This window comes from Mesorhizobium sp. CA5 (assembly GCF_020165105.1).
Lineage (GTDB): Bacteria > Pseudomonadota > Alphaproteobacteria > Rhizobiales > Rhizobiaceae > Mesorhizobium.
This window is the reverse complement of sequence record NZ_JAIUHJ010000007.1, coordinates 183,287-196,207: the sequence shown is the minus strand read 5'-3', so window position 1 is coordinate 196,207 and position 12,921 is coordinate 183,287. Positions and strand designations below refer to the sequence as shown.

General features: G+C 63.9%; 10 protein-coding genes. 5 read left to right on the top strand and 5 right to left on the bottom strand.

Annotation, left to right across the window (positions count from 1 at the left end):
• The first annotated feature begins 181 nt into the window (after positions 1-181).
• Positions 182-1,402 (top strand): alanine racemase, encoded by a 1,221-nt coding sequence (locus LB529_RS11870; RefSeq protein WP_224711174.1) that lies wholly within the window; start codon positions 182-184, stop codon positions 1,400-1,402.
• Positions 1,403-1,496: 94 nt separating this feature from the next.
• Here LB529_RS11870 and LB529_RS11865 read toward each other — a convergent pair whose 3' ends face one another.
• Both LB529_RS11865 and LB529_RS11860 read right to left on the bottom strand, forming a co-directional pair.
• Positions 1,497-2,675, bottom strand: coding sequence for a lytic murein transglycosylase (locus LB529_RS11865; protein ID WP_224711173.1), 1,179 nt, complete (start codon positions 2,673-2,675; stop codon positions 1,497-1,499).
• Positions 2,676-2,858: 183 nt separating this feature from the next.
• On the bottom strand, positions 2,859-3,650 hold the full coding sequence (locus tag LB529_RS11860; protein WP_224711172.1) for a GH25 family lysozyme: 792 nt from the start codon (positions 3,648-3,650) through the stop codon (positions 2,859-2,861).
• Between the two features lie 234 nt (positions 3,651-3,884).
• On the opposite strand from LB529_RS11860, the gene LB529_RS11855 reads away from it, so the two are divergent.
• Complete coding sequence (locus LB529_RS11855; RefSeq protein WP_224711171.1) at positions 3,885-5,267, top strand: serine hydrolase domain-containing protein; 1,383 nt, start codon at positions 3,885-3,887, stop codon at positions 5,265-5,267.
• A 10-nt stretch (positions 5,268-5,277) separates the two neighbouring features.
• On the opposite strand, the gene LB529_RS11850 is transcribed toward LB529_RS11855, so the two are convergent.
• Genes LB529_RS11850 through LB529_RS11840 form a run of 3 tightly spaced genes read right to left on the bottom strand, consistent with a single transcriptional unit; the run spans position 5,278 to position 10,903 of the window.
• Positions 5,278-5,943, bottom strand: a complete 666-nt coding sequence (locus LB529_RS11850) for an SAM-dependent methyltransferase (RefSeq protein ID WP_224711170.1) — start codon at positions 5,941-5,943, stop codon at positions 5,278-5,280.
• Positions 5,940-7,238, bottom strand: coding sequence for a DUF3419 family protein (locus tag LB529_RS11845; RefSeq protein WP_224711169.1), 1,299 nt, complete (start codon positions 7,236-7,238; stop codon positions 5,940-5,942). Before LB529_RS11845 ends, LB529_RS11850 begins: the two co-directional genes overlap by 4 nt.
• A gap of 32 nt (positions 7,239-7,270) precedes the next feature.
• Positions 7,271-10,903: a hydantoinase B/oxoprolinase family protein gene (locus LB529_RS11840; RefSeq protein WP_224711168.1), complete on the bottom strand. Its 3,633-nt coding sequence runs from the start codon at positions 10,901-10,903 to the stop codon at positions 7,271-7,273.
• 175 nt (positions 10,904-11,078) lie between these two features.
• Between LB529_RS11840 and LB529_RS11835 the strand changes: the two genes are divergently transcribed.
• The 3 genes from LB529_RS11835 to LB529_RS11825 all read left to right on the top strand — a co-directional run bounded on the left by LB529_RS11835 (position 11,079) and on the right by LB529_RS11825 (position 12,906).
• Positions 11,079-11,291 carry a hypothetical protein gene (locus LB529_RS11835; protein WP_095768981.1) on the top strand — a complete coding sequence of 71 codons (213 nt, stop codon included), beginning with the start codon at positions 11,079-11,081 and terminating at the stop codon, positions 11,289-11,291.
• 131 nt (positions 11,292-11,422) lie between these two features.
• On the top strand, positions 11,423-12,142 hold the full coding sequence (locus LB529_RS11830; RefSeq protein WP_224711167.1) for a J domain-containing protein: 720 nt from the start codon (positions 11,423-11,425) through the stop codon (positions 12,140-12,142).
• On the top strand, positions 12,139-12,906 hold the full coding sequence (locus tag LB529_RS11825; RefSeq protein WP_224522877.1) for an N-acetylmuramoyl-L-alanine amidase: 768 nt from the start codon (positions 12,139-12,141) through the stop codon (positions 12,904-12,906). The genes LB529_RS11830 and LB529_RS11825 overlap by 4 nt, the downstream gene beginning before the upstream one ends.
• Positions 12,907-12,921 lie beyond the last annotated feature (15 nt).

The following is a 12,921-nucleotide window of genomic DNA, read 5'->3' as shown; positions in this document are numbered from 1 at the left end:
GCCGTAAAGCATCTCAAGAACCGATATCGGGTTCGGCGGCAAGGGCCACCCGAAACCTGACCGGTGGTTTAGCGTCGCCAAAATGTGCAGCAGACCGCTCCGGGTAGCCAAGACACAGAACTGTTTTCTTTGGCGGCTAGCTAGGATTAATTGTGCGCGCTCCAGACCCGAGGATTCGTCCATGCAGCGATTCGAAAATGCCCGTGAGGCGGCACTGGCGCTTCGTCCCGACGATCCGGTCTACTGTTTCCGCCCGCAGGTGCTGAAGGAGGATGCCCTGCAGTTCATGGGCATGTTTCCCGGCAAGACCGCTTACGCGGTCAAGACCAATGGCGAGCAGATCGTTCTCAAGACGCTGGTGGAAGCCGGCGTCAGCGCCTTCGACGTCGCCTCGCCCGGCGAGTTCGCCGCCGTGCGCGCCGTCTCGCCCGACGCCGAGATGCTCTACATGCACCCGGTCAAAGCGCAGTCGGACATCAAGCTGGCGCTTGAAAAATACGGCATCCGGGTGATCTCGCTCGACCATGAGGACGAGATCACCAAGCTGACGCGCGTCGTGCGTGCGCTCGATATCGATCCTGGCGCTCTCACCATCTTCGTGCGCATCCAGACCAAGGGCCACGCGGCTTACGAGCTGTCGAAGAAGTTCGGCGCCGGGCCGGCCAATGCGGTCGAGCTTGCCGAGCGGCTGAACCGCACCGGCTACAAGGTCGGCCTCTGCTTCCATGTCGGCAGCCAGATCGAGGATCCCGATACCTATGAACGTGCGCTCGCCTCGGCGGACTGGGTGCGCAACCGCCTGACCTTCGACATTGCCGGGCTGGATGTCGGCGGCGGCTTTCCCGCCGAATACGGCCACGACCCCAATCGCAGGCACATCGAGATGCCGTCGCTCGGCCAATTGATGTCGCGGCTGGCCGGCGACCTGAAAGAATATCAATTCGACCAGATGCCCTTGGTGGCCGAGCCCGGACGCGTGATCGTAGCGCGATGTCTCTCGCTGATCGTGCGTGTGCTGTTGCGCAAGGGCAAGCGGCTCTACATCAATGACGGTATCTGGGCGTCGTTGTCGGATTCATGGACCGGCAAGATCACGCTGCCGGCGCGCTTCATTCCCGATCCCGCGATCCGTACCCGCAACGGCAACGAAAACACCATCGTGCCGTTCAAGGTCTGCGGCGCGACCTGCGATTCCGTCGATATCCTTTCCAGGCCATTCTGGCTGCCGGAAACGGTCGACACCGGCGACTGGATCGAGATCGGCCATATCGGCGCCTACTCGCTGTCGCTGAGGACCCGCTTCAACGGCTTCTTCCCAGACACATTTGTCGAGGTGACGACGCCGTTCGACGAGGGCGACGCGCCGCAGGGGTTCGCGAGTTTGGAGACGATGGCGGATTAGGAGTAGGGAGTAGCGAATAGCGAATAGCGAATAGTGTGTAAGCGAAAGAAGCGCCGGCCAACCCTATTCGCTACTCTCTATTCGCTATTCGCTCTCACAATTTCGCCAAAAGCTCCGGCGTCGGCCAACCGTCTACCGGCAGGCCAAGGCGCATCTGCTCCTTGCGGACCGCTTCGCGCGTGTTGGTGCCCAGGATGCCGTCGACGGTGCCGACGTCGTAGCCCTTGGCCTCGAGCTTGGTCTGCAGCGCCTTCATCTGGTCGCCGCTCAGGCCTTGCTCGGGCGTGCGCGGATCGAATTGCGGCGCGCCGGCAAGGCGGCTCGCAAGCACTGCCGCCGTCAGCGCGTAGGTGAAGGACTGGTTCCATTCCAGATAGACGTCGAAATTGTCATAGGTCAGGAAGGCGGGACCCTTGCGGCCCATCGGCAGCGCCAGACCAGCCTTGAGACCATTGTCGATGAGCGGGTTGCCGTTGGGTTCGGTGACGCCCCATTGCGCCCATTGCGACAGCGGCAGCTTGTTGGTGCGGCCGGTCTGGTCCCATGGCATCTCGTCGGGGACGCGCACTTCCTGGACCCAGGGCTGGTCGCGCTTCCAGCCGCGCGACATGATCTTGTCGGCCGTGGTCATGATGACGTCCGGCACGCTGTTCCTCAGATCGACCTTGCCGTCTCCGTCGCCGTCGACGCCGCGCGCCAGATAGTCGGTCGGCAGGATCTGGGTCTGGCCGATCTCGCCGGCCCAGGCGCCCTTGACGTCGGCCGGCAGCACGCCGCGGTCGATCAAGGTAAGCAGCGGCACCAATTGCTGCCGAAACAGCTGAGGGCGGCGGCAATCATGCGAAAGCGTCACCAGCGCATTCAGCGTATGGAAGTCGCCCTGGACGGCGCCGAAGTCGGTCTCCAGCCCCCAGAAAGCAGCGATGATGGCCGGTTGCACGCCGAACTCCTTGTCGGCGCGGTCGAAGATTTCGGCATATTTCTTCAGATTGGCCGCACCCTGCTTCAGGCGGTAGGTCGAAATCATGCGGTTGGCGAATTCGGTGAAAGTCTGGGTGAAGACACCCTGGGCGCGGTCGCGCGCCAATGCCCGCTGGTCGATGGTGGCGTCCTCCAGCGCGTCGAGCCCGACGGCGCCGACGCCGGCCGCCTTGGCTTCTGCCGCCACGCCCTGTTTCCAGGCCTCGAAATCGCCGCCGCATTCCTGCGCCGCCGCGGGCATCGCAAGCGCGCCGAGGAAGAGCGCCGCCAGGATTTCAACGCGCAATCGCATCGCTTTCCTTTCGAGACCGGCGCATGACCCGATCGCGACCCCGGACGGGATCGGACGGGCGCATGCGAGGATTTCAAAGCTCAGGAGCCTCGCCAGGCACTCGCACGAGTACGCCGCTCCAGATTACCAGCGGTTGCATGTTTCGCCGCCCGCCGTGTCGAAAAGCAGGCGCGGCGGCCGATGTCAACGGGTGTTCTGCCGCAGCCACTTCTTCCAGGCAGCTTCCGAGCCGTTGAAGACGTTAATGTCGGACTTGCCGGTCATGCCGGGCACGATGCCGGTGCCGGTGTACTGCCAGAAGGTGAAGGGGTGGCTGCCGTATTTCTCGCGCGGATGGCCGGCGACCGAGCGCAGCCAATAGGGATAGCCGCGGAAGGTCGCCAACTGGTTGTCGTCGAAAAAGTCGACCGAGGTGTAGATGATCGGCTTCTTGCCATAATAGCGCTCGACCATTTGCAGGAAGACGGTCATTTCGCTGCGCACGGTGGCCGGATCGGGGCGCAGCCTGCAGGTCGGCGATTTCGGGTTCCATTCCATATCGAGCACCGGCGGCATTGCCGACGGGTCTTTCGGGACATTGGCGATAAACCAGCGCGCCTGGGTTTCGGCCGGCGTGCAGAAATAGAAGAAATGATAGGCTGCGCGCGGGACGCCGGCGGCCCTTGTACGCGCCCAGTGCTCGTTGAAATAGTCGTCGAAACGATCGCCGCCCTCCGTCGCCTTGATGAAGGCAAAGGAGATGCCGCTGGCCTTGGCGGTCGGCCAGTCGATCGAGCTCTGGTATTTGGAGACGTCCGTGCCGTGGATGGCGTAGGTCCATGGCGCGCCGCTGTCCCACTCATGCGGCTTGGAGTCCTCGAATTTGGGCGCGCGCACGGCAACCGCCTGCGACGACGGCGACAATGGTGAGAGGTCCTCCACAGTCGAGCAGGCGCCCAGCAGCGTAAGCATCAGGATGGCCGCAAGACGGCGCATGATATTCCCCGAGCCGGGATCAGCCGGCCGCTGATGGGTCCTTCATCGATGGTGGTCGCTTACGCGGGCCCCCTCCGGACGATCGCCCCACAAGACCGTCCTAGTTGCTCATTTGATCGCCGAACATGGTTGATAATCCATTGACGGCGCTCGACGATGCCGGCGATTTTGCGGAAGCAATGGCGGCAAATCGATGACATAAATCGAGCCGGCGAATCCAAAAGGCGGGGAAAGATGCGGGCCGTCGTGAAGTTCATCAAATGGCTGCTTGGGCTTGTGATCCTGGCGGTGGCGGCGCTCTTCGCCTGGCTCTATTTCGCGCCGCCAGAACTCATCCGCGTCGGCTCCGGCTACTCGGCCAAGATCGTCTGCTCGAACGTCTTCATCGCCGGCCGCGACGCCAAAGAGGTCCTGGCCGTCGACGTGCAGGCGCCGGGCCATCCGTTGCTGAAGCTGATGAAGGTCTCCGTCGACAAGGAGCGGGGACTGGTTTCGGCCGGCCTGCTTTGGGTTTTCGGCAAGAGTGTCGCGGTCGAGCGCGACGGCGTCGGTTGCGCGTCGGTTGCCGATGGCGACACCGGCAAGGCAAGGCAGACGTCGCTGCACGCCGCGCCGCCGGCCGCGGCGCAACCCGACGCGCTCTGGCCCGATGGCGAGCGGGTCGATGCTTCGCAGCACCCCGAGGTCGCGAAGATCGTCGACGATGCCGCGATGGCCGGCACCGGCATGCGCGCCATCGTGGTGGTGAAGAACGGCCGGATCATCGCGGAGCGTTATGGCGAGGGCTTTTCGGCCAAGACGCCGCTGCTTGGCTGGTCGATGACCAAGACGGTGAATGCCGCGATCGTCGGCACGCTGGTCAAGGACGGCAAGCTGGCGCTCGATAACAAGGGGCTCTTCGCACCGTGGAAGACCGACGGCCGCGCCGCCATCAGCCTTGCCGACATGATGGCGATGTCGAGCGGGCTGGCGTTCAACGAGGATTACGGCGATGTCGCCGACGTGACGCGCATGCTTTATCTCGAACCGGACATGGCTCGCTTCGCCGAGGCCCAACCTCTGGCCGGCGAGGTGGGAAAAGTGTTTTCCTACTCGAGCGGCACGGCGGTGATGCTGTCGCGGCTGTGGCAGGACGCGATCGGCGACAAGGCGAAGGCGCTGGCATGGCCGCGCACGGCGCTGTTCGAGCCGCTCGGCATGCATAGCGCGGTGCTCGAGACCGACGAGCAAGGTACCTTCGTCGGCTCGTCCTATCTCTATGCCACGGCCCATGATTGGGCGCGCTTCGGCCAGTTCCTGCTGCAGGGCGGCGTCTGGAACGGAAACCAGATCCTGCCCGCCGGTTTCGTCGACTGGATGCGCGAGGCCGCACCGGCCTCAAAGGTGTATGGCAAAGGCCAGGTCTGGATCGAGGGGCCGGGCGATGAGGAAAATCCCGGCGCGGGCGTCGCTGCAGGCCTGCCCAAGGACACCTATTGGATGGAGGGCCATGACGGACAGACGGTGGCGATCATTCCGTCCGAGCAGTTGGTGGTGGTGAGGCTAGGTCTGACGCCGGGCAAGTTTGGCTATCGGCCACAAGCGATGATCAGCGCGCTGGTGAAGGCGCTGCGCTGATCGCGTTCTTTTATTTGCGGGATCCGATCACGGCCATCCAGGCGTAGCCGCGATAAAGCGTTCTGAAGCGGAAGGTTGCGCCGCTGCGCTGCGATTCCGATTCAAGCACATCGCGCAGCGAGGCGCGCGGCGCGACATGGAATTTCCGCAGCCAGCCGCGCAGCAGGGCGCGGAACCAGCGTGGCAGGCCTTCCTGCTGGCCGAAGTCGACGACATGCAACGAGCCGCCGGCCGCAAGCGCGGCGAGTGCGGCCGAAACCGTCTTTTCCCAGCCGGGGATCATCGACAGCGAATAGGACACGAAGACGCGGTCGAACTGCGCGATGCCGAAGAGCGCCATGGCATCGAAGTCGGTTGCGTCGCCACGCGACAGCCTGACTTTGTCGGACAGGCCTTCGCGAGCAATGGCCGCGCTAGCCGTCTCCAGCATCTCGGCCGAGATGTCCAAACCGAAGAAGCGCGCATCCGGATAGCGGCGGGCGGCAAGCGCAATGTTGCGGCCGGTGCCGCAGCCAAGCTCCAGCACGGTGCCGCCTTGCGGCACGTCCAACCCGTCGATCAGACGGTCGCGGCCGAGCAGGTAGTATTTGCGGGTCAGATCATAGATGTGGCGCTGCCAGCGGTAGACGCCGTCCATCAGTTCGGCATGGCTGGCCGGCAGCTCCGTCGTGCTCATGCAGGACGCTTCACATAAAGGTGGAAGCCACCATAGATCGCCGAGCGGTCTTTTGCCGAATATTCGCGCGACGCGTCGGCCTCGTAGGTCCACTGGTCGAGCAGCGAACTGGAGACACGGCCGGGCAGGAGGCTCGGTTCGGCCGCGGTGCGGAAGATGACGCGGGCGCCGGCCGAGGCCGTGCGAGTGATCTCGGTCCACAGCGCGTTGAGCAGGTCGTCGGTCATCCAGTCCTGCGCGTCAAGCAGGACGAAGCGGTCGACGGTGCCGGCATCCTTGGCGGCCAGGAACTTGATCAGATTGGCGTGGTGGATGGCGACGCGATCGATGTTGTCGCGGATCGTCTTGTAGTTGCGCTCTTCCAGATAAGCAGGCAGCGCCGCCTCGCCGGGCTGCGGATAGCGTCGGGCAAAGGCCTGCCAGGCGAAGTAATTGTTCTTGAGCGGGAAATCGCAGGCGAGCTTTTCAAGGCGCGCCTTGAGCACGCTCGCCATCGAGCCGTCGCCGGATGTGATCAGCGAGTCATACTGTGCCGGCGGGATGCCGAGGCCGAACAGCGAAGCCTTGCGCGAGGTCGCCCAGCGCAGCAGCTTCTTGTCGAAGACCGGTGCCAGTTCCTCATTGAAGAAGCGGCGCTGCTCGCCGATGTTCCCGGCCTTCATGATGCCGGCGGGATCGACGCCGAACAGTTTTGCGACGCGATGGCCCATGGCGATGAAGAGGCCGAGCAAGCCGGTCTGGTAGAAGTTACGATCGAAAACCGAGATGCGGCGCCGGCCGCGCCAGTTACGGCGTTCCCAGTAATGGCGGCTGACCGGATCGAGATGCGGCGCGATGAAGCGATCATAGGCATCTGAATTGTGACTGGTGCCGGCGGCGCCGAAGAAGCGGAACAGGTCGCCCTGCGACGGCAGGTGGCGCACCGCTTCCAGCTTCATGCGGTTCAGCGCGACATGCGCGGCGTTGAGATCGACGGCGTCGATCCGGGCCGGCGTGCGGGTCAGGTAAGCCAGGATGTTGCAGCCGCCCGAGGCGATGGTGACGACTCGGTGCCCGGCGCCAAGTTGCATGGCCTCCATGTCGACATCGGGATCTTCCCAGATCTGCGGATAGACGAGGCCGGAGAACAGGAAGGCGAAGAGCCGCTCGGAAATGCCGTCCTTCGACAATGCCCGGTTCTGGTAGACGGCCTTTCCGACTTCCTTGCCTCGACGATAAACGAGTTCTCCGGATACGTCCGACATAGAAAGGTGATTCCCCGTTTGCTTTGGCGCAAGCGGGTAGCGCAGCGGCATGACAGGCAGGTGACAGCCTGTTGACGCTGTTCTTACGCTTTTCCGAACGCTCCGGGTGTCGGCGTGGTGACGATGACGGCCTCGCCGGCATCGAGCGTGGTCTGGTCGCAGGCCTTCAGGACGTCGACCGAGCCGTCATTGCGCCTGACCTTGGTCGAGCCCGCCTCGCCGTCACCGCCGCCGTCGAGGCCCTGGGGCGGGCGATTGCGGTGCGAGGACAGGATCGCGCATTCCATCTTTTCGAGGAAGCGGATGGTGCGCCTGGTGCCGTCGCCGGCATTCCACTTGCCCTTGCCGCCGGAATCCTTGCGGATATGGAAGTCTTCCAGCACGACGGGGAAGCGCAGTTCCAGCACCTCCGGATCTGTGAGGCGCGAATTGGTCATATGGGTATGGACGCCGGACGTGCCGGCAAAGCCCCGGCCCGAATTCATCCGGCCGGCCGGCGAGCCGGAGCAGATCGTCTCGTAATACTGGTATTTCTTGTTGCCGAAGGTGAGGTTGTTCATCGTGCCTTGGGCGTTGGCCATCGCGCCCATCGCGCCGAACAGCGCGTTGGTGACATGCTGCGAGGTTTCGACATTGCCGGCGACGACGGCGGCGGGATAGGACGGCTTGAGCATGCAACCATCCGGAATGACGATGTTGATCGGCCTCAGGCACCCGGCATTCATCGGGATCATGTCCTCGACCATGACGCGGAACGCATAGAGCACCGCGGCGCGGGCGACGGGCTCCGGCGCGTTGAAGTTGTTCTTCATGACAGGCGACGTGCCGGTGAAATCGACGGTCGCCTCGCGCCTTTGCCGGTCGACGGTGATCTTCACCTTGATCACCTGGCCGGTGTCGGTCGGATATTCGTACGCCGCGCTGTCGGGAAGCCGCTCGATCACGCGGCGCACGCTCTCGGCGGCATTGTCCTGCACGTGGCCCATATAGGCCTCGACCACATCGAGCCCGAAATGCGCGACCATCTTGCGCAGCTCCGCCACGCCCTTTTCGTTGGCGGCGATCTGCGCCTTCAAGTCGGCGATGTTCTGGACGGGATTGCGCGCCGGATAAGGATGGTCGGTCAGCAGCGTCTCCAGCTCCTTCTCGCGGAAGCGGCCGCGATCGACGATGCGGAAATTGTCGAACAGCACGCCTTCTTCGTCGACCGTTGTCGCAAGCGGCGTCATCGAGCCCGGCGCGGTGCCGCCGACATCGGCGTGATGGCCGCGCGAGGCCGCCCAGAACAGGATTTCCTTGCGGGCGTCGTCAAACACCGGCGTCACTACGGTGATGTCGGGCAAATGCGTGCCGCCATTATAGGGCGCGTTGAGCGCGAAGACGTCGCCGGGATGGATATCGCCGGAGTTCAAGCGGATGATTGTCTCCACCGAACGGTCCATTGAACCCAGATGCACCGGCATATGCGGCGCGTTGGCGACCAGCGCGCCATGGCGGTCGAACACGGCGCAGGAGAAGTCGAGCCGTTCCTTGATGTTGACCGAATAGGCGGTGTTCTGCAGCGTCACGCCCATCTGTTCGGCGATCGACATGAAGAGGTTGTTGAAGACCTCCAGCATCACTGGATCGGCTTCGGTGCCGAGCGCCGCGGCACGCGCCTTTCTTTCTGTCCGGCGTATCACGACGTGATTGAGACCGGTGATTTCGGCGCGCCAGCCCGGCTCGACGACGATGGTCTGGTTCGGCTCGATGATAAGCGCGGGCCCGGCGACAGTGTGGGACGGCCGCAGGCCTTCGCGGCGATAGACGCCCGCCTCGTGCCAGCGGCCTTCGGTGTAGATGCGCCGGCTTTCCAAAGGTTTGGCGTCAATTCCTGCCGGTCCGGCGAGCGCCGGGGCTTCAGCCTTGTCCTGTCGGGCGACTTCCATGCCTTCGACGGCGACGGTCTCGACGACGATCGGCTTATCGTCATAGACGAAACCGAACTGCGCCTTGTGCGCGGCCTCGAAATCGCTTCTGGCGCGGAAGATCGAGCCATGCTCGAAATTCACCGGCAGCGCCGTATCGGTGCCGTCATAGCGGATATGCAGGACAGGCCTCGTTGAAACCGCGTCCCCGGCAATGCCTTGCTCGCCGAGCTCGGCAATGACGTCGCCGCGCAGTGCCGCGATGAGTGCCTCGATCGCCGCGCGGGATTCTTCGGCAAGCGGCTGCAGCAGACCCTGTTGGCGCGAGGCGAAGACCGACGAGAGGCCGATGCCGTAAGCCGAGAGAAGGCCGGAGAAGGGATGGATGAGCACCGCCTCCATGCCGAGCGCATCGGCGACCAGGCAAGCGTGCTGGCCGCCGGCGCCGCCAAAACAGTTCAAGAGATATTCGGTGACGTCATAGCCGCGCTGCACCGAGATCTTCTTGATGGCGTTGGCCATGTTCTCGACGGCGATGGTGACAAAGCCTTCGGCGACCGCCTCGGGCGTCCGGCCGTCGCCGATTTCGGCGGCAAGGGCCGCGAATTTTTCGCCAACCGTGCCGATGTCGAGCGCTTGGTCTTGGCCCGCGCCGAAAATCGCCGGAAAGAAATCGGGCTGCAATTTGCCGAGCATGACATTGGCATCAGTGACGGCGAGCGGGCCGCCGCGCCGGTAGGCGGCAGGCCCCGGATTGGCGCCGGCAGAATCCGGGCCGACGCGGAAGCGGCCCGCCTCATAGTGCAGGATCGAGCCGCCGCCGGCGGCGACGGTGTGGATGCGCATCATCGGCGCGCGGATGCGAACGCCGGCGACCTCGGTGTCGAAAGCGCGCTCATATTCGCCGTCATAGTGGGCGACGTCGGTCGACGTACCGCCCATATCGAAGCCGATGACCTTTTCGAAGCCGGCGAGCTTCGCCGTCTCGACCATGCCGACGACGCCACCCGCCGGTCCCGAAAGCAGCGCGTCCTTGCCCTGGAACATGTCGGCGGCGGTGAGGCCGCCCGACGACATCATGAACATCAGGCGCGGTCCGGCGCCCAGTTCGCCGGCCACCCGCTGCACATAGCGCGACAGGATCGGCGACAGATAGGCGTCGACCACGGTGGTGTCGCCGCGGCCGACCAGCTTGATGAGCGGAGAGACCTCGTGAGAGACCGAGATCTGGCTGAAGCCGATCTTGCGGCAGACTTTCGCCACGGCCTTTTCGTGGTCCGGGTATTTCCAGGCGTGCATGAAGACGATGGCGACCGCGTCGATGCCGTCGGCCTTCGCCTGCTCGATCGCTGGGCGGCAGGCCGCGATGTCGAGCAGGCGCTCGACGCAGCCGTCGGCGCGCACGCGTTCATTGACCTCGATCACCCGCTCGTAGAGCTGCTCCGGTAGGATGATCTCCTTGGCGAAGATATCCGGCCTTGCCTGATACGCGATGCGCAAAGCGTCGCGGAACCCCTTGGTGATGAGCAGCAGCACACGGTCGCCCTTGCGCTCGAGCAGCGCATTGGTGGCTACGGTCGTGCCCATTTTGACGTCGCCGATCGCGTCGGCGGAGATGGCGGCGCCGGTTTTCAGGCCCAACAGGTCGCGGATGCCCTGGATGGCGGCATCCGCATACGCCTCGGGATTTTCGGACAGGAGTTTTCGGGGGTGCAGCCGGCCCCGCGGATCACGGCCGATGATGTCGGTAAAGGTGCCGCCGCGGTCGATCCAGAAGTCCCATTTCCCAGTTCCCACGGCTGCCGGCATTCTGCTTATCCATAATCTCTTTGGGCGTATGTTGTGTTAGTTCGCGATTTCGGCGCCAGCAATCGCAAGTTGATGTTACACGTGGAAATGCAACGTTACGAAACCGGCAGATGGCTGATGCATTTCCCCTGCGACCGCTCACCGAAATGTGAGCGTCTGTCGAAGGAGAGATAGCATGAAGAAGCTCATTCTGGCGTCGGTCTCGGCGCTCGCCCTGCTGGGAGTCGCGGCTTGCAGCGACAGTGGTACCGGCACTGACAATACCACCACCCAGAGCACCAATCCGCCGGCCAACGAACAGCCGATGAAACCGGCTTCGCCCGACGCTTCGAAGCCTGCTGAACCGGCTCCGGCAACAAAACCGGCTCCTACCGCGCCTGCGCAGTAAGGGCCGTCCCACAATCGAAGAAGGCCGGCACTGCCGGCCTTCTTTTTGCGCCGTCGATCCCGCGCATCGCCGGTCAACTGCGGCATCGTCCCGGCTTGATAGAACCGCCCGGTTCGCTCTATGAAGCCGACATGTCGATTTGGGACCGCCTTGGCGACTTCATCGCTCGTGTTTCGTCGTCGGCGTCCTCGGGCGTCGCGGACGTCGTTGAAGCTGTGCGCACCGTGTTTTCCGGCGATCCGGACTTGCGCCGGCGCGTAGCCTTTTCGGTGGCGATGATCGCGCTCTCGGCCAAGATGGCCAAGGCCGACGGCATCGTCACCCAGGACGAGGTGCGCGCCTTCCAGGACATCTTCGAGGTGCCGCCGAGCGAGACGCGCAACGTGGCGCGGCTTTACGACATCGCCAAGCAGGACGTCGCCGGGTTCGAGACCTACGCCCGGCGCATGGCGCAACTCTGCGGTTCCGGCCATGCCAACTGCATGATGCTTGAAGACATACTCGACGGCCTATTCCATATCGCCAAGGCTGACGGCCTGATCCATGAGCGGGAAGGGCAGTTCCTGCATCGGATCGCGGAGATCTTCCGGATCGACGAGGCGCATTACGAGATGATCCTGTCCAGGCACGTCAATCTCGGCGCCGCCGATCCTTACGTCGTACTGGGCATCGAGCGCGGCAAGCCGTTCGAGGAAATCAGGAAGCGCTACCGCAAGCTGATCTCGGACAATCACCCCGACAGGTTGATCGCACGCGGCTTGCCGCAAGAATTCATCAAGATCGCCACGACCAGGGTCGCGGCGATCAATGCCGCATATGAAATGATCGAGCGGGGCCTCAGGCACGCATGAGCGGTTTCCTGCCCGACCAGCCAGGTGCCGAGGTCCGGGTGTCGCCGAATTTCGGTCCGCGCCGCGAGACGCTGCGGCCCGACATGATCGTGCTGCACTATACCGGCATGGCAACCGGCGCCGGCGCCGAGGCGTGGCTGTGCGATCCGGCAAGTGAAGTGTCCTCGCATTATCTTGTCCACGAGGATGGCCGCATCATCCAGATGGTGCGCGAGAGCGATCGCGCCTGGCATGCCGGCAAGAGCTCCTGGCTCGGGCGCACCGACATCAATTCCTGTTCGGTCGGTATCGAGATCGTCAATCCCGGGCATTCACTGGGCTACAAAGCCTTCCCGAGGCGGCAGATCGATGCCGTGATCGATTTGTGCGCGGGCATCGTGGGCCGTTATTCCATCCCAGCGACAAGGGTGCTTGCCCATTCCGACGTGGCGCCGGGCCGCAAGGTCGACCCGGGCGAAAAATTTCCGTGGAAGGTTCTGTTCGCGGCCGGTATCGGTCACCTCGTACCCGCGGCGCCGATAAAACCGGGCGCCGCGTTGAAGGCCGGCGACACCGGCTCCGATGTCGAGGCGCTGCAGTCGATGCTGGCGCTCTATGGCTATGGTATTGAGATATCGGGTATTTACGACCGGCAGACGGAAATCGCGGTGGCGGCGTTCCAGCGGCATTTCCGGCGGCGGCTGGTGGATGGCGTGGCCGACAATTCGACGATCCGCACGCTGCAGAGGCTCCTGACTTCCGTCGCGGCAGCCTCTGCCAAATAGTCGCGATAAGGTCAT

What these genes read in the sequence shown, in the direction of transcription:
- LB529_RS11870 (WP_224711174.1), top strand. Translation starts at nt 182, where the DNA reads ATGCAGCGATTCGAAAATGCCCGTGAGGCGGCACTGGCGCTTCGTCCC.
- LB529_RS11865 (WP_224711173.1), bottom strand. Translation starts at nt 2,675, where the DNA reads ATGCGATTGCGCGTTGAAATCCTGGCGGCGCTCTTCCTCGGCGCGCTT.
- LB529_RS11860 (WP_224711172.1), bottom strand. Translation starts at nt 3,650, where the DNA reads ATGCGCCGTCTTGCGGCCATCCTGATGCTTACGCTGCTGGGCGCCTGC.
- LB529_RS11855 (WP_224711171.1), top strand. Translation starts at nt 3,885, where the DNA reads ATGCGGGCCGTCGTGAAGTTCATCAAATGGCTGCTTGGGCTTGTGATC.
- LB529_RS11850 (WP_224711170.1), bottom strand. Translation starts at nt 5,943, where the DNA reads ATGAGCACGACGGAGCTGCCGGCCAGCCATGCCGAACTGATGGACGGC.
- LB529_RS11845 (WP_224711169.1), bottom strand. Translation starts at nt 7,238, where the DNA reads ATGCCGCTGCGCTACCCGCTTGCGCCAAAGCAAACGGGGAATCACCTT.
- LB529_RS11840 (WP_224711168.1), bottom strand. Translation starts at nt 10,903, where the DNA reads ATGCCGGCAGCCGTGGGAACTGGGAAATGGGACTTCTGGATCGACCGC.
- LB529_RS11835 (WP_095768981.1), top strand. Translation starts at nt 11,079, where the DNA reads ATGAAGAAGCTCATTCTGGCGTCGGTCTCGGCGCTCGCCCTGCTGGGA.
- LB529_RS11830 (WP_224711167.1), top strand. Translation starts at nt 11,423, where the DNA reads ATGTCGATTTGGGACCGCCTTGGCGACTTCATCGCTCGTGTTTCGTCG.
- LB529_RS11825 (WP_224522877.1), top strand. Translation starts at nt 12,139, where the DNA reads ATGAGCGGTTTCCTGCCCGACCAGCCAGGTGCCGAGGTCCGGGTGTCG.